This window comes from Arthrobacter pascens (genome assembly GCF_030816475.1).
In the GTDB taxonomy this organism is placed as follows: Bacteria; Actinomycetota; Actinomycetes; order Actinomycetales; family Micrococcaceae; genus Arthrobacter; species Arthrobacter pascens_B.
In genome coordinates, this window is sequence record NZ_JAUSXF010000001.1 from 3121577 (window position 1) to 3137812 (window position 16236).

Here is a 16236-nt window from a genome sequence, read left to right on the forward strand (position 1 = left end):
CCATACTCAGTCCAGGCTGATCGGGCCCAGCGCGTCCAGTAGCTCGCCGGGCCCGGGGTTGCCGGCTGCCGATGAACCGCCCAGGTGATTGACCACGCCCCAGACGGCGTTCAGGCCGGTGGTGACGGCGCCTTCGGCCCAGCCGGCGGTGAAGGACACATCATCCCCGGCCAGGAAGATCCCGCGTTGGCGTTCCGGCAGCCCGTCCTGCTTGAAATGGGTGAACAGACGCTGCTGATAGCGGTAGTGCCCGGGCAGGTTGGCCTTGAACGCCCCCATGAAGTTGGGGTCCGCTTCCCAGGAGACCGTGATGGGCTGGCCCACGATGTGGCTGGCGATGTCCACCCGCGGGTAGATCTGCTCGAGGGAATGCAGCATCAGTTCGACGCGCTCGTCCGCGTCCAGCGCCAGCCACTTCAGGGCGTCATCGTTCCAGGTATAGGACAGCAGGATCACGGCAGGCTTGTCCGGCCCGTCATCCAGGAGGTACGTGGCCCTGTTGAGGCGGTCCGTCAGGGTCATGGACAGCACCTCGCGTCCGGTTTCGGGATCGGTGTCCTTCCAGAACGGCCGGTCCACCATCACGAAGGTCTTGGAGGACTGCATGTAGTGCGAGCGCTCGATGGCGGTCCACAGCTCAGCCGCAAACAGGGCCTCCTCAGTATGGATGCGGGTGGACAGCAGCCAGGACTGGCACGTGGTCACCACTGCCGGGTAGGTGGCTTCCCGGCCCCAGCGCTCACGGATGCGCAGGTCGCCGCCGGCATCGCGGCTGATCCTGCCCACGGCGCCGCGTGGCGAGCCCGAGTGCAGCGAGGCCAGTGATGTCCCTTCCGGCCAGTGCGCCATGCCCGACGGCGTATGCTGCCACAGCGCCTCGGGGAGCCGTTGTGCCCCTCCGGTGATGAGCCGGTGCTGATCGTCGGCATCCGTATAGACAACGCGGAGGATTTCAAGGATGGAATTGGGAAAGTCCGTGTCCCAGCCGCCGGTGCCGAAGCCGACCTGGCCGAACGCCTCACGGTGCGCGAATCCCGCCTGTTTAAAGGACTCGCTGGCCGCAATGAAGCCGTAGAAGGTCTGCTCGTCCATGAGCGGCAGGAGCTCGTTCCAGATTTCCTTGATCCTGCCTGTGTCCCGCGATCGGATGGCATCCTGCATCTCGCTGAACTTGGCCCCGTCATTCACGGCGGCCTTCCAGGCATCCGCGACCTCGCGGAAGAACGGCGGCAGGTCCCGGGCACTTTCGGCGTAATGCTTCTGCCCCGCAAGTTCGATCACGGTGCTTGACGTGACGGGCGCCAGCGGGTTGGGGAAGTCCTGGGTCTCCAGGTTCAGCAGGTCCACATAGTGGAAGAATGCCTTGCCGGACACGGGGAACCGCATCCCGCCAAGGTCCGCGACCACTCCAGGGGCTGAGGGGAAGCTTGCCGTCCGCAGGCGGCCGCCGATCTGATCCGCCTCATAGACGACCGGGCGGAGGCCCAGCTTCATGAGCTCGTACGCCGTCACCAGCCCGGAAAGTCCTGCCCCGACCACGGCTACCTCGGTGCCATAGAGCTCGGGCGGCACTGCACCCAGCCCCGCCGGGTGGGCGAGGTAGTGGTCATAGCTGAACGGGAAGTCCGGGTTCAGCATGGTGATCGGGCCGGCCTGCCCGTCAAGAGGTGCCGGGGCTTCCAGTACTGCTGCTGAGGTGCTGGACGGATCGGAGGCCGGCAGTTCTGTGGCGATGGTCATCAATTCTCTGCCTTCGTCGGTTCGGGGATGGACAGTGCTGAAGGTTCGCGCCCGCTCAGTTCACGGTATTCCTCGTTGCTCAGGGCCGCCACCCGGGAGTTGCGGCGTCCGTAGCCGAAGTAGGCCGCTAACCCCACGAGCATCCAGACGCCGAAGGTCACCCAGGTGTCCACGCCGAGGTTGACCATCAGGTACCCGCACATCAGCGCTCCAAGGATGGGTGTGAGAGGGAACAAGGGCACCCGGAAGGTCCGCTTGAGCTCGGGCCGGGTGCGGCGGAGGTAGATGACGGCGACGTTCACCAGCGCGAAGGCGAAGAGGGTTCCGATGCTGGTAGCGTCTGCCAGGGCGCCGAGCGGAACCAGGCCAGCGGTGAGTGCCACCAGCGTGCCCACGATCAGGGTGCCTGCCACCGGGGTTCCGGTACGGCGGGACACCCGGCTGAAGATCCGGGGGATCAATCCGTCCCGGGACATGGAGAGCAGAATGCGGGTTTGCCCGTACAGGACGGTAAGGACGATGCTGGCGATGGCAAGGACGGCTCCCACGGCGAAAACCAGGGCGATCCAGGGCTGTCCGGTGGTTTCCTCGAGGATCTTGACCAGGGCCGCTTCATTGCCGTCGAACCATCCCCAGGGCCGGGCTCCGACAGCGGCGACGGCAACCAGGACGTAGATGGTGGTGACGATCAGCATGGACAGCATGATGGCCCGCGGGAGGTCGCGTTTGGGGTTGCGCGCTTCCTCGCCGGCAGTGGAGGCGGCATCAAAGCCGATGTAGGAGAAGAAGACGCTTGAGGCTGCGGCCGAGACACCGGCGGCGCCCATGGGGAGCAGAGGCTCGAAGTTGCCGGTGTCGAAGGCCGTGAATGCCACAGCGCAGAAGAAGACCAGGATGCCTATTTTGATGACGACGATCGCCGTGTTAATCCAGGCGCTTTCCTTGGCTCCGCGCACCAGCAGGATCATCGCCAGCACCACGATGACCATGGCCGGGATGTTCATCACGCCGCCGTCACCGGGCGGTTGAGAGACCGTATCCGGAAGCACCTGCCCAAAAACGGAGAGCGCCTCGTTGACGTACTGGCCGGCGCCCACAGCCACTGCCGCTACCGAGACCGCGTATTCAAGCACGAGGCACCAGCCGCAGATCCAGGCCATGCCCTCCCCCAAGGTCGCGTAGCTGTACGAGTAGCTGGAGCCCGCGACCGGAACGAGGCCGGCCATTTCGGCGTAGGACACCGCGGACAGCAGGGCGGCAACACCGGCGATCGCGAACGAGATCCAGATCGCCGGACCGGCCAGCGGCACGGATTCGCCCAGGATCACCAGGATTCCGGTGCCCAGGGTGGCGCCGACGCTGATCATTGTCAGCTGCAGGACACCGAAGCTGCGGACCAGTCTGGTGCCGCCATGGCCTTCCTCCGCCTCGGTGACCATCTGGCCGATCGGCTTGCGGCGGAGCAGTTGCGCGGCCAGTCCGGGACGGCCGGCGGCTGCCGCGGGCCGCTGTCCGGTAAGGGTTGGCACAGTCATCGTTGACGTCCGTTCAGAAGTAGTTGTCGGTTTCCCGAGGTTCAGCTTAGGCGTGTGAGCCACCTCTCATGGTGTGCAAAGTGCCCTATAGTGGTCTGGCATGAGAGGTTTTGCACACATGAATAGCGCTTCTTCCAGCGTGTTTCCGGGGCAGTTGAGCGCGGGAATGGCCGCAGCCTTCGGCGCCGGCACCGCCTGCCCCGGAGGGCAGCCCCGGAGGCGAACGTAATGCCTCCCGGGGCCGGAACAGAGGGGCTGAGTGCTGTCACCCTGCGGCAGTTCCTGGACCAGTTGCCGCCGGAGCTGCAGGTTCTGCACGACGGCGGCAACGGTGCCGGGACGCTGCGATGGGTGGAGCCCAGTGAGCTGGAGGACCCGACGCCGTATCTGCTCGACGGCGAGTTCCTCCTCACAGCCGGGCTGCCGTTTGTGGGCGACGAGGGCACTGCGGCTGACAAGGTTGACGCGTATGTGGCCCGCCTGGTGAATGCCAGGGTCGCGGCTCTTGGCTTCGGCCTTGAACCCTATTTCCGGTCCGTGCCGGACGCGCTGCGGGAAGCATGCGCCCGCCATAACCTGACGCTTGTGCAGGTCCCGGACACTGTTCCGTTTGCGGCCCTGGGTCTCAAGTTCTCCCAGCTGCTGGAATCGGATAAGGCCAAACTGCTCAGGCACCTGGCGGACACCAACCGTGAACTCATGCGCGCGGTTCTCTCAGCCCGGCCGGAGCACGAACTCCTGGCCGCACTGGTGCAGCGGGTTCCTGTGTGGGCCACTCTGGCAGGCGCGGACGGGCGGGTGCGTGCCCGCGCCGGAGCGGGCCCGGAATCGGCGGCGCTTCAGCCCCTGCTCGCGCGGCTCCTGGCCGGGAGCGGCCCGCGCGTGGAGACTGAATCGCTGGACCTGCCCGGCTCCAGGCTTGTCGTGGGACATCCGCTCCGCAGTACGAGGGATGCAAACCTAGGGGCCCTTGTCTTGGGCAGTGACAGCGCGCTGACAGCTGCGCAGAACAGTGTGGTGTCATCCGCCGTCGGACTCCTGGAGCTGCTGGCGCGCCAGCGGACCAGCGGTTCCCTGGCCCCAAGCCAGCTGGCCACTGCCCTGCTGCTGCACCCGGACAGCGTGGGATCGGGAGGAACGCGGCACGTCAACACCCTTAGGGACCTGCTGGCGCAAAGCACCGCTTCCTCCCGCTCGGCTCCTCTCCGGGTAGTGCAGGGAATCAAGGCAGATGCTCCTGCCTGGCCTGCCGGCGATAGCCCGGTGCGGGAACTGCTGCAGTGGCGGCGGATGTTTGACACCAAGCTTGTGGAGATCACGGAGTACGGGTTCGCTGCAATTACCCGGTTAAAGGTCGACGACGGTTTGCTCGCCGACGTGGAAATGCTGGGGTGGAGACTGGTCATCGGGGATGCCACCGAGCTTGGCGGCCTGGCGGCCGCCTATCAACGGGTGACTTCCCTCCGGTCCCGGGTCAGGACTACAGGCAAGAGCGCCAGGGTGGACGACATCAGCTGGTCGGTCACCGGGCTCCTGGGCCGGGACGCTGGAACCATGCTGGCCGCCCGGCTGCTTGACCCTGTCCTTCAGCAGGACGCTGACCGCCGGGATGCGCAACTCGGGGTGCTCCGGACATGGCTCGGCGAGAACGGAAGCTGGGACGCAACGGCGAAGGCATTGGGCCTGCACCGGAACAGTGTGCGCCGGCAGATCAATGCCCTGGCGGATGTGCTGCAGATGGACCTCAATGAGGCCCAGGTGCGCGCAGAGCTGTGGTTTGCGTTGCAGTTCGCCGCTGACGTTTCTGCGGCACCCGCTCCTTCCCCCGGTCAGGCTTCCCAGGAGCGGTAAAGATCGGGCCTGCGCTCCGCGAGGTAGGGCACCGCCTCCCGGGCCTGCCGGGCGGCGTCGGCTCCGACTTCTGCAAAGAGGAGCTGCGGACCTGTACCGGCAGCGGCCAGCAGGGAGCCGTCCGGTCCCGCGATCACGCTTCCGCCCAGGAACTGGCAGCCGTCTTCCAGCCCCGAATGGTTGGCGTAGGCGATCGTGACCTGGCTTTCCAGCGCGCGCGCCCGGAGGAGCACCTGGGGAACGGCATCGAAGCCGTGGGCCAGCGCTGTCGGAACCAGGAGCAACTCCGCCCCGCCCACCGCCGCTGCCCTGACTGTCTCCGGGAACTCCACGTCATAGCAGATCACCATGGATGTCCGGATTCCGTTGAAATCGACGACGCCGGGACGGCTCACTGCCGGGCTGAAGGCCGCGCGCTCCTCCGGGCCAAAGAGGTGCACTTTGGCATAGGTCAGAAGCTCGCTCCCCGCGGAATCCAGCAGCGTGGACGTGATCTGCCAGACGCCACGGGACGTCACCGCTGGAAGGCTGTAAACCAGTCCGATGCCATGGCGGCTGGCGATGTCGGCAAGGCGCTTCCGAATGGCCGGAAGAACGGCCGGGTCAAGCCCGGCCCGGAGCTGGAGGGGCGCGTAGCCGACGGGAAAGAGTTCGGGTGTCAGCAGCAGGGACGAGCCCGCGGCGGCCGCGGAACGCGCGGCCGCTTCCACCGCGGCGCAGTTGGCCTCGACCTCAAGGACCGCAGAGTTTGCCTGCATGAGCGCCAGCAGCACCGTTACCACCTCACATCGTCGGGGCGGCCGCCCGAAGGAGCGCCGCTTTTCCCAGCCTAGCCACCGCGGCATCCTGCCCGGGGGGCGATTTGCACCGCAAAACGATGGTGCAAGTGCGGTTCGTCCAGCAACAGGACAAAGCAGCCGCAATTGTTTGCGTTAACTTCTTGACGACAAGTGGGCGGATAGGGCAATCTTCTTTGCATGTCCGCATCACCGAGCCCAACGAGGAGCAAGCCCAAAAACCCGGGCTCCCAGTCTGCCTTGAGGCAGCTCAACCAGCAGCGGATCATTGAAACCCTGATGAGCGGACCGTGTACGCAGGCCGAGCTCGCCCGCCAGACCGGCCTGTCAACAGCCACGGTCTCCAATATCGTAAAAATCATGCAGGACGCGGGCCTGGCATCCACCGAACCGATCACCAGTTCAGGCCGCCGGGCGCTCAATGTGAGGCTCAACAGCAACGGTGCCGTAGCCGTGGGGATCGACTTCGGCCGCAGGCATCTCCGGGTTGTGCTCGCCTCCCTGAGCTACCACGTGATAGCCGAAGAATCGGTCATGCTGCCGTTGGGCCACCATTCCGAGGAAGGCATCCGGTCGGCCGTGGTGCTCCTGGAAAAACTGCTGGCCGAAAGCGGCGTTGATCGAAGCGCGGTGGTGGGTGCCGGAGTCGGAATTCCGGGCCCGATTGATCGCCGGACGGGCACTGTGGCGCAGGGGGCGATCCTGCCGGAATGGGTGGGCATCAACATCCTCCAGCACCTTGAAGAGACCCTGAAAATCCCCGTGTTCATTGACAATGACGCCAACCTGGGTGCCTGGTCCGAGGTGACCTGGGGACAGCATTCGGGCGTCAGCAACCTGATGTTCCTGAAGATCGGGTCGGGCATCGGTGCAGGCCTGATCCTCAACGGCGCCCCCTACTACGGCAACGTGGGAATCACGGGCGAAATTGGCCACGCCACCATCCACGAACATGGCCTCGTGTGCCGCTGCGGGAACCGCGGCTGCCTGGAAACAATCGCCTCCACCACCACCATGATCGAACTCCTCGGCCGCGGCGAGGACCCGCCGCTCAGCCCGGCCGACATTGTCCGTAAGGCAGTGGCACGCGACTCAGCAACCCTTCGGGTGGTCGATGACGCGGGCCTTGCTGTGGGGCGTGCACTGGGCAACGTGGCCAACCTGATCAACCCTGAGGTCATCGTCGTCGGAGGCCCGCTCGCAGGCCTGGGCAATCTCCTGCTGGACCCCATCCGGCGCGGGCTGGTCAGGCATGCCGTGCCGGTTATCGGGGAGACCACCACACTGACTATGTCCTCGCTGGGTGACCGGGCCGAGGCCTTGGGAGCAGCAGCCCTGGTGTTCCAACACGCCGGGATCCGACGCACCTAGACCATTTCGTTATCAGGCAATTGCGTTAAAGACTTGACGACAACTGCGGTAATCCAGTTTACTTTTTCATCAGACGGCCCTTGCGTTTTGCAGGGCGACAACGAAGTCAGATGCATTGGAGGCGTAAGGGCAAATGACGGTCCCCACCACGCAAAACGAGCCGATCATCCTGGAGATGCGTTCTATCACCAAGGAGTTTCCCGGGGTCAAAGCACTCTCGGACGTCAGCCTCAGGGTCAAGGCTGGCGAGATCCACGCAATCTGCGGCGAAAACGGCGCCGGAAAATCCACCTTGATGAAAGTGCTCTCGGGTGTGTACCCATACGGGAGCTACGACGGCGACATTGTCTACCAGAACGAAATCCAGCAGTTCAGGGACATCCGGGCCAGCGAGCATGCTGGCATCGTGATCATCCACCAGGAGCTGGCGCTCATCCCTGAACTCTCCATCACGGAGAACATTTTCCTGGGCAACGAACCTACCAAGCGCGGAGTGATCGACTGGGCCGAGGCCCGCCTGAGGACCACGGAACTGCTGGCGAGGGTGGGACTGAGGGAGAACCCGGACACCCCCGTCAAGGAAATCGGCGTCGGCAAGCAACAGCTGGTGGAAATCGCCAAGGCGCTCAACAAGTCGGTTAAGATCCTTATTCTCGACGAGCCCACGGCGGCATTGAACGAGTCTGACTCCCAGCACCTGCTGGACCTGATGCTGGGTCTGAAGGGACGCGGCATCACGTCGATCATCATTTCGCACAAGCTGAACGAGATCGAGCAGATCGCCGATTCCATCACCATCATCCGCGACGGAAAGTCTATCGAGACCCTCGACGTCAAGGCCGACGGCGTTGACGAGGACCGGATCATCAAAGGCATGGTGGGCCGCGCCCTGGAATCCCGGTTCCCGGACCACACGCCCCGGATCGGCGAGGTGTTCTTCGAGGTCAAGAACTGGAACGTCGCCCACCCGCAGATACAGGACCGGCTTGTCTGTAAAAACTCGAGCTTCTTTGTGCGGCGGGGCGAAATCGTGGGCTTCGCCGGACTTATGGGGGCCGGCCGGACGGAACTCGCCCGTTCCGTCTTCGGCCGGTCCTACGGCCACTTTGTGTCCGGCCAGGTCTACGTGAACGGCAAGGAAGTAACCCTCAAGAATGTGCACCAGGCGATCGACGCCGGCCTCGGCTATGTGACGGAGGACCGGAAATCGTTGGGACTGAACCTCCTGGACGACATCAAGACCACCACGGTCTCGGCGAACCTGGAGAAGATCAGCAAGCACAGTGTGGTGGACACCAACAAAGAGTTCGCGGTCGCCGAGCAATACCGGAAGTCCCTGCGGACGAAGGCCCCTTCGGTTCAGGAAGGGGTCGCCAAGCTTTCCGGCGGTAATCAGCAGAAAGTGGTCCTGGCCAAGTGGATGTTCACCGAACCGGAACTGCTGATCCTGGACGAACCCACCCGCGGGATCGACGTCGGGGCAAAGTACGAAATCTATGGGATCATCCAGCAGCTCGCCAACCAGGGCAAGGGAGTCATCGTGATTTCTTCCGAGCTGCCTGAGCTGCTTGGCCTCTCGGACCGGATCTACACCATCTTCGAAGGTGCCATTACCGGCGTCCTGAACAAGGAGGAAGCGAGCCAGGAAAGCCTGATGAAGCTCATGACCTCCGCCCGCAAAGCAGCAGCTTAACCGCTGCGGCCTTCAAGAACCTTCCAGATACAAGGGACCGAAAAACATGAACGCGCTCAAGAAACTCTTCGGTGGCGACACCCGCCAGTTCGGCATGATATTTGCCTTGGTGGCTCTGATAGTTCTCTTCCAGTGGCTCACCGGCGGCATCACGCTCACTCCGGGCAACGTCATCAACCTGTTCAACGGCAACTCCTACATCCTGATCCTGGCCATCGGCATGGTGCTGGTCATCATTGCCGGACACATCGACCTGTCCGTCGGTTCCGTGGCGGCCTTCGTCGGCATGGTGGTGGCCATCGCGATGCGGGACTGGAACATTCCATGGTTCCTGGCTATCCTGCTCGGCCTGGGCCTGGGTGCCCTGATCGGAGCATGGCACGGCTGGTGGACTGCCTACGTGGGCATTCCGGCGTTTATCGTCACCCTGGCCGGTATGCTGATCTTCCGCGGGGCGCAGCAGTTCGTTGGCCAATCCAACTCGATTCCCGTTCCCAGGGAGTTCCAGTTCATTGGGGCCGGATACCTCCCGGAGGTGGGACCGAGTACCGGCTACAACAACCTGACCCTGCTGATTGGCCTCGCCGCGGTCGCTTTCGTCGTTTATGGCGAAATCCGGCGCCGCCGCACCGCAAAGGCCCTGGGCGCTGAGGTGCCCGAAACCTGGGTGGTCGTCCTCAAGCTCGTCCTGATCTGCGCCGCAATCCTGTACGCCACGTACCTTTTTGCCACCGGCCGCCCGGGCACCTCGTTCCCGATTCCAGGTCTGATTCTCGCCGTCATGGTCCTGATCTACGGCTTCATCTCCTCCAAGACAGTAGTTGGCCGCCACGTTTACGCAGTGGGCGGTAACCGCCACGCAGCCGAACTCTCCGGTGTGAAGTCAAAAAAGATCAACTTCCTGGTCATGATGAACATGTCCATCATCGCCGGACTGGCCGGAATGATCTTCGTGGCCCGCTCAACCTCAGCCGGCCCGTCCGACGGGACAGGCTGGGAACTGGACGCCATCGCGGCCGTCTTCATTGGCGGCGCAGCGGTGACCGGCGGCGTCGGCACCGTGATCGGCTCGATCGTCGGTGGCCTTGTCATGGCTGTGTTGAACAACGGCCTGCAGCTTCTGAGCGTCGGCGCCGACTGGCAGTCCATGATCAAAGGCCTGGTGCTGCTGGTAGCCGTAGCCATTGACGTCTACAACAAGTCGCAGGGCCGGGCATCGATTATCGGGCTGATGATGAAGAACTTCAGCCGTCCTTCCGGCGGGCCCGGCACACCGCTGCAGCCCGACGAAGTGACCTCCACCAAAGAAACCATTGCCAGGGAAGCCTGAGTCATCAGTTTTCCTGACAAACACCACCCCAATAAGCCGGAGCTAACACCCGAAAAGAAAGTGAACCAAGAAATGGGAATGATTGGTAAAGCAGGAAAGGCGGCAGCGATAGCTGCGATCGCGGCACTGGCGCTGACGGCCTGCGGACGTGCCGACACCGGCACTAGTAGCGGCACCAGCGGTGCAACGGGCGGCTTCGCGCAGGACTCGGCGATCGGCGTCGCGCTTCCGAAGAAGACCAGTGAAAACTGGGTCCTGGCCGAGAAGCTTTTCAATGACGGCCTCACCAGCGCAGGTTTCAAGCCGACTGTCCAGTTCGCCAACAACGGCGTGGCCGAGCAGCAGAACCAGATCAGCGCCATGATCGCCAAGGGTGCCAAAGTCGTCATCGTCGGCGCCCTCGACGGTTCCCAGCTGGGGACCCAGCTTCAGCAGGCTAAAGACGCCGGTGCGACGATCATTGCCTATGACCGCCTGCTGCTGAACACCGCGAACGTTGACTACTACGTGGCCTACGACAACTTCAAGGTGGGTGTCCTGCAGGGGCAGGCGCTGCTTGACGGCATGAAAGCCAAGAAGCCCGCCGGTCCGTACAACATTGAACTGCTGGCCGGCTCTCCGGATGACGCCAACGCGAAGGTCTTCTTCGACGGCGCCATGAGCGTCCTGAAGCCGAAGATCGACGACGGAACGCTGAAGGTCCTCTCCGGCCAGACCACGTTTGAAAAGGCTGTAACCCAGGACTGGAAGGCCGAGAACGCCCAGCGCCGCATGGATACCCTCCTGACAGGTTCGTACGGAGCCCAGTCCCTGGACGGCGTACTCTCACCGAACGACACCCTGGCCCGGGCGGTCATCACCTCCGTCAAGGCGGCTGGCAAGCCGATTCCTGTCGTTACCGGCCAGGACTCTGAAGTTGAGTCTGTGAAGTCAATCATTGCGGGCGAGCAGTACTCCACGATCAACAAGGACACCCGCAAGCTCGTTGAGCACGCGATCGTCATGGTCAAGGACCTGCAGGCTGGCAAAAAGCCTGAGGTCAACGACGACAAGTCCTACAACAACACGGTGAAGACCGTTCCCGCCTTCCTCCTGCCGCCGGTCATCGTGACTGCAGCAAACGTGAAGACGGCCTACGTGGACGATCCGGTTCTCGGCCCGCTGACCAAGTAGGACCGCCAACCACCTAGGATCTGCCCACAAGGCAGTACCACCCGGAATGCCCCGGCACCCCTAACAGGGAGCCGGGGCATTCCCCTTTCCCGCACAACAGCTTTCCCTCCTTCACAGCTTTCCCGGCTTCACAGCGCAAACATAGCTTTGGCCCGTTTCCTGCACAGCCAGGGAGGCGAGCCTTGGATCCATAGCGGGCCTTTGGTTGGCCCCGGATCCTTAGGAGTACAGTGAGCGTCCTCGCCCGAAGTGTAGGCAATGCCTTCAGAAACAAGGTACGAACGGCCGCAGTGGTTGCGGTGCTGGCCGTCGCCATCGGACTGGCACTTGCCATGCTGGTGGCGAATCAGGCAGTGGGCGCGAAGGTCCAGGAGCTCAATGCCTCAGTGGGCACCGTCCTGACCGTCAACCCCGCCGGAGGCCAGGGCTTCGACGGCGGCGGCGAGCCGCTGACCTCGGCCCAGGCTGCCACAGCAGCCGCTGTGCCTAATGTCACCAGCGTGGTGGGCACCAAGGCACTCCGCCTTACCAACGCGGCCGAGGCCGCAGCCCAGGCTGCCGCAGGACAGGCTGGAACCGGGCAGGCGGGGCCCGGCGGGGGTGGCCAGGGTTTTCCCGGCGGGGCCTCGGCCACAACCGTTACTACCAGCCTTACCCCCGCAGTTGACGCCGGCACCCTGGGCAACCGGAACCAGGCCGCCAGTGGCTCCGGAACTACCACCCAGGCCGCGCCGGCAAGGTCCCTGCCCGTCACCGCCACCGGCATCGGTGCCGAAGTGGATAGCACCGGAAGGGCCCTTGTCCTGACGGCAGGAACAGGCCTCGGAGATTACACCGCCGCATCCACCAGCGCGTTGTTGGGAACCACGCTCGCCGAAAAGAACAACCTCACTGTTGGTTCCACGTTCACGATCAGTGACCAGACCTTCACCGTGGCCGGACTGTTCGACGCCGGGACCGCCTTCGGTAACAACGCCCTCTACGTGACCCTGCCTGAGGCCCAGACACTTGCTGCACTCCCCGGTGAGCTGTCATCCATGATTGTCACCGTCAACAGCATGGAGAATGTGGACGCTGCCAAAACCGCGCTCCAGGCTGCCCTCGGCGCGGACAAAGCCGACGTCACCCAGGGCCAGCGCAACCTCGAAACGGCCGTCAGCTCCCTCGACAGTGTCAAGAACATCTCGTTCATCGCTTTCGTGGCCGCCCTCGGCACCGCCGGCCTCATCATCCTGCTGATCATGGTCATGCTGGTCCGCGAGCGCCGTCGGGAAATTGGTGTCCTGAAAGCGATCGGGGCACCCAACCGCACCATCGGCACGCAGTTCGTCCTGGAGGCCCTCGTGCTGGTGGCCATGGGCAGCGCGGTGGGCGCCGCCATCGCGTCCTTTGCCAGCGGCAGCATAGCCTCGGCCCTCATCAGCACCAACAGCACGACGGCGGCAACTAATTCCGGGCGCGGTGCAGGCGCAGCAGGATTCCCCGGCGGGGCAGGCTTTCCGGGCGGGCCTATAAACGGCGCCTCACAGCTTCTGACCTCCGTCACTGCCAGTGCCTCCCCCAACGTCATTGCCGCCGGCATCGCAGCGGTGTTCGGCGTGGCCATCATCGGCGCGCTCGTCCCGGCGCTGCTCACGGCACGCATCCGTCCCATCGAAGTCCTGCGAGGAGAATAGCCATGATTGAAGTCAAGAACCTGGTCCGCACCTTCAACTCGGGTGACCGCACCATCAAGCCGGTCAACGACATAAGTTTTGAACTCGAACAGGGCACCCTGGCGTCCATTGTCGGAAAGAGCGGCAGCGGCAAGAGTACTCTCTTGTCCCTCCTGGGCGCGCTGGACAAACCCACCAGCGGAGACGTCGTCGTCAACGGTGTCAGCCTGGCCAGCCTTCCGGACGGGAAGCTGACCGAATACCGGCGGCGGGACATCGGATTCGTTTTCCAGCAGTTCAACCTGATCCCGAACCTCACCGCGCTGGACAACGTGATGCTGCCACTGGAGTTTGCCGGCGTGCGCAAGGCCGGGCGTGTGAAGCGCGCCAAGGAGCTCCTGGAACAGGTACAGCTGGACCCGGACAAGCAGCTGCGGCGGATCAACAGGCTCTCCGGTGGGGAGCAGCAGCGGGTGGCCATTGCCCGTGCGCTGGCCAATGAACCCAAGCTCATCCTGGCCGACGAGCCCACGGGAAACCTGGACGAGCAGACGGGCGATCACATTATCGAACTGCTCAGTTCGCTGAGCAGGGACCACAACACCACCATCCTGGTGGTCACCCATGACAGGGCACTGGCGAACAAGACGGAGCGCCGCTTCAGGCTCCAGCATGGCAAGCTGGCCGAAGAGCCGGCGCGCGCCAGGGCCGGTACAGTTGCCGCCTCAGCCTAGACACTGGACACCGAAGCTGAGGGAGGCCCCCCGCACCCTCCCTCAGCTTTCGCCCCCTTTATCCAGACGCTTCCTCATATCCTGCAGGTATTATCCGAACGCTTCCTCACCTCAATGAGAGGATAGGCACCATGAGTGCCCCCATCGCGAAGCCATGGCTGTCCAGCCAGTCCGATCAGGACCCCTGTTCCGCCACCGGAACCGCCTTACGATGGGGCGTCATCGCCACCGGCGGGATTGCCCGATCCGTATCGCAGGACCTCTCGCTGCTGGCGGACGCGGAGCTCTATGCGGTAAGTTCCCGGACCCAGGCCGGGGCTGATGATTTCGCCGCAGCCTACGGTTTCGCCAAGGCATACGGGGACGACGACGGCGTGCACGGCTACCAGCGACTTCTCGCCGATGAGGCTGTGGACGTTGTCTATGTCGCCACTCCGCACGCCCAGCACCATCAGATAGTGCTCGCTGCCCTCAATGCGGGCAAGCACGTCTTGTGTGAGAAGGCCTTCACGATCAACGCCCGGGAGGCGGCCGAGCTGATTGGCGTCGCCCGCGAGCGGAACCTCTTCCTGATGGAAGCCGTGTGGAGCCGCTTCCTGCCAAGCATGCAGCGGGCCTTCGAGATTGCCGCATCGGGAGAACTCGGCGAGGTCCATTGGGTCACCGCCGATCTTGGCTTCCCGGCGCCCTATTCACCGACCGCCAGGCTCTGGGCACGGCGGGACGGTGGCGGCGCGCTCCTTGATATCTCCGTCTACCCGCTGCTGTGGGCCCTGGGAACACTGGGGTTCCCGCAGATTGTCAGCGCCACCGGCTTTATCAACGACGACGGTGTGGACGCCCAGAATGCCATGACACTCGGCTACCACCGTGGCGCCCAGGTGCAGCTCACCTCCTCGTTGTTGGCGCATGGTCCGCGGACTGCGACGGTAGCGGGAAGCCTGGGCTATCTTCAGAGCGTCGGTTCCATTAACAACCCACGCGAGCTAGTGATAGGCATCGGCCGCGCGGAGCTCCGCAAGGAGGTGTTCGACGTCGTCGGCCTGGGTTATACCTATGAGCTTCGGGAGGTGACGCGTTGCATCCAGCAGGGCCTCACGGAAAGCCCTGTGATGCCCTTGGAGGATTCACTCAATACGATGCGCCTTTTCGATGGGGTACGTGCCCAGCTTGGTGTGAGTTATCCCAACGATGCCCACTAAGGCAAAGCAACAACCCGCTGGTTTACCATAACCAAATTTTGTAAAGGCCATTGACGTGCTATTACAGCATTGTTTTGACTGGTGACAATGTAAGTAAATTTGATGGCTATATCTCCTTTTTCCCTAGACGTGCTGCACGACCAGTCATACGCTGTAGAAACCGGAGGTCTCAACGGTACTGGGGGTGATACGCATGGCTAAGGCTCGTTTGCCGTGGCATGTGTTCCGTCCGGTTCTTCTGGCTGGTGCCGCTACCCTCGCATGGTTAGCGCTTTCCACTTCTGCCGCCACCGCTGACTCTTCGACAGATTCTTTGCTCAGCGGCGTAACGTCTTCGGTATCGTCCCTTTCTGCACCATTGACCGGGCCAGCCGGCCCCGCATCAAATGCAGTCATCCCCGCTTCCGAACCTTCCGCCTACGGGCTTCTTCAGCCTGTCGTGGGAAGCATTCCCGGTGCAGCCGATCAGCTGATTGGCCGGACTCCGGTGATCAACCAGGTAGTACCGGCAGGAGCCGTTTCCGCGGTCTCAAGTCCCGCCGTCGCAGTGGTCAACGATACCGCCGCAGGTTTGGTAGAGACCGTGAGCACGCCGCTCGTCGAAGCGGTCCCTGTGCTTGAACCCGTACTGCTGCCCGTTGCCGAACTCGTGAATGACATCGTCCCGCTGCCGGTTTCGATCCCCGACCTCGAGTCCGCAAACTTAGAGCCTGTCGCTGCACTTCCCGTGGATCTGGCGGTAGCCGAAGGCACTGCAAACCAGGACTCGGAGTTCGTCGCCGCCGCTATCGGTCCTGCTGCCGGTGCAGTGGCGCCGCAGCAAGACTCAGCCGGGATGCCCCTTTCTGCCTCACTGGCCAGCGCAGGCGCGGGCTCGCCTTGGGCGGGGACCCCGGTCACTGCAGATCCACCGCCGGCTCCTGCCCCCGCCCCGCCAGGCCCGTCTTCTGGCTCGGGCGGCAGCATTTCATCCGCCGGCTCTGGCGGTTCAGCCGCGTGGCTGGCCTTCTTAGATTTTTACCTTCCCCCCGCCGGCAGTGTTCCGCTCAGCGGAACCTCCACGCATGCCCCTTCCGCGGTCTCCTTCGACCCCGGCTCATCCCCTGACTAGTTAGGCCCTTTTCTGCCCTTCGCCGGCAGAACACGGCCATTCGG

General features: G+C 63.7%; 12 protein-coding genes. 9 read left to right on the forward strand and 3 right to left on the reverse strand.

The annotated features are described in order from the left end of the window. Positions 1-6: 6 nt before the first annotated feature. Complete coding sequence (locus QFZ40_RS14275) at positions 7-1740, reverse strand: flavin monoamine oxidase family protein (protein WP_306905197.1); 1734 nt, start codon at positions 1738-1740, stop codon at positions 7-9. Then, positions 1740-3275 carry an amino acid permease gene (locus QFZ40_RS14280; RefSeq protein WP_306905198.1) on the reverse strand — a complete coding sequence of 512 codons (1536 nt, stop codon included), beginning with the start codon at positions 3273-3275 and terminating at the stop codon, positions 1740-1742. Before QFZ40_RS14280 ends, QFZ40_RS14275 begins: the two co-directional genes overlap by 1 nt. A 228-nt stretch (positions 3276-3503) precedes the next feature. On the opposite strand from QFZ40_RS14280, the gene QFZ40_RS14285 reads away from it, so the two are divergent. Further along, positions 3504-5126 carry a PucR family transcriptional regulator gene (locus QFZ40_RS14285; protein WP_306905199.1) on the forward strand — a complete coding sequence of 541 codons (1623 nt, stop codon included), beginning with the start codon at positions 3504-3506 and terminating at the stop codon, positions 5124-5126. Here the strand turns inward: QFZ40_RS14285 and QFZ40_RS14290 are convergent. After that, entirely contained in the window at positions 5105-5899 is a 795-nt protein-coding gene (locus tag QFZ40_RS14290) for a nitrilase-related carbon-nitrogen hydrolase (protein ID WP_306905200.1), read from the reverse strand. The two genes, QFZ40_RS14285 and QFZ40_RS14290, sit on opposite strands and share 22 nt — an antisense overlap. Positions 5900-6103: 204 nt before the next feature. Here QFZ40_RS14290 and QFZ40_RS14295 point away from each other — a divergent pair, with 204 nt between their 5' ends. From QFZ40_RS14295 to QFZ40_RS14330, 8 genes are all read left to right on the forward strand, one after another. Beyond that, positions 6104-7294, forward strand: a complete 1191-nt coding sequence (locus tag QFZ40_RS14295; protein ID WP_306905202.1) for an ROK family transcriptional regulator — start codon at positions 6104-6106, stop codon at positions 7292-7294. Positions 7295-7427: 133 nt separating this feature from the next. Further along, positions 7428-8987 carry a multiple monosaccharide ABC transporter ATP-binding protein gene (mmsA, locus tag QFZ40_RS14300; protein ID WP_306905203.1) on the forward strand — a complete coding sequence of 520 codons (1560 nt, stop codon included), beginning with the start codon at positions 7428-7430 and terminating at the stop codon, positions 8985-8987. A gap of 46 nt (positions 8988-9033) precedes the next feature. Beyond that, positions 9034-10317 carry a multiple monosaccharide ABC transporter permease gene (gene mmsB, locus QFZ40_RS14305; RefSeq protein WP_306905204.1) on the forward strand — a complete coding sequence of 428 codons (1284 nt, stop codon included), beginning with the start codon at positions 9034-9036 and terminating at the stop codon, positions 10315-10317. A gap of 72 nt (positions 10318-10389) precedes the next feature. Then, a complete protein-coding gene (locus QFZ40_RS14310; protein WP_306905205.1) occupies positions 10390-11490 on the forward strand; it encodes a substrate-binding domain-containing protein in 1101 nt (366 codons plus the stop codon). A gap of 230 nt (positions 11491-11720) precedes the next feature. Continuing rightward, on the forward strand, positions 11721-13166 hold the full coding sequence (locus QFZ40_RS14315) for an ABC transporter permease (RefSeq protein ID WP_306905206.1): 1446 nt from the start codon (positions 11721-11723) through the stop codon (positions 13164-13166). A gap of 2 nt (positions 13167-13168) precedes the next feature. Further along, on the forward strand, positions 13169-13879 hold the full coding sequence (locus QFZ40_RS14320; protein ID WP_306905207.1) for an ABC transporter ATP-binding protein: 711 nt from the start codon (positions 13169-13171) through the stop codon (positions 13877-13879). Between the two features lie 131 nt (positions 13880-14010). Then, positions 14011-15081, forward strand: a complete 1071-nt coding sequence (locus tag QFZ40_RS14325) for a Gfo/Idh/MocA family protein (protein ID WP_306905208.1) — start codon at positions 14011-14013, stop codon at positions 15079-15081. A gap of 439 nt (positions 15082-15520) precedes the next feature. Beyond that, on the forward strand, positions 15521-16192 hold the full coding sequence (locus tag QFZ40_RS14330) for a hypothetical protein (RefSeq protein ID WP_306905209.1): 672 nt from the start codon (positions 15521-15523) through the stop codon (positions 16190-16192). Positions 16193-16236 lie beyond the last annotated feature (44 nt).

Excerpts from the sequence above, each read along its gene's own strand:
- QFZ40_RS14275 (WP_306905197.1), bottom strand. The coding sequence starts at position 1,740 with ATGACCATCGCCACAGAACTGCCGGCCTCCGATCCGTCCAGCACCTCA.
- QFZ40_RS14280 (WP_306905198.1), bottom strand. The coding sequence starts at position 3,275 with ATGACTGTGCCAACCCTTACCGGACAGCGGCCCGCGGCAGCCGCCGGC.
- QFZ40_RS14285 (WP_306905199.1), top strand. The coding sequence starts at position 3,504 with ATGCCTCCCGGGGCCGGAACAGAGGGGCTGAGTGCTGTCACCCTGCGG.
- QFZ40_RS14295 (WP_306905202.1), top strand. The coding sequence starts at position 6,104 with ATGTCCGCATCACCGAGCCCAACGAGGAGCAAGCCCAAAAACCCGGGC.
- mmsA (WP_306905203.1), top strand. The coding sequence starts at position 7,428 with ATGACGGTCCCCACCACGCAAAACGAGCCGATCATCCTGGAGATGCGT.
- mmsB (WP_306905204.1), top strand. The coding sequence starts at position 9,034 with ATGAACGCGCTCAAGAAACTCTTCGGTGGCGACACCCGCCAGTTCGGC.
- QFZ40_RS14310 (WP_306905205.1), top strand. The coding sequence starts at position 10,390 with ATGGGAATGATTGGTAAAGCAGGAAAGGCGGCAGCGATAGCTGCGATC.
- QFZ40_RS14320 (WP_306905207.1), top strand. The coding sequence starts at position 13,169 with ATGATTGAAGTCAAGAACCTGGTCCGCACCTTCAACTCGGGTGACCGC.
- QFZ40_RS14325 (WP_306905208.1), top strand. The coding sequence starts at position 14,011 with ATGAGTGCCCCCATCGCGAAGCCATGGCTGTCCAGCCAGTCCGATCAG.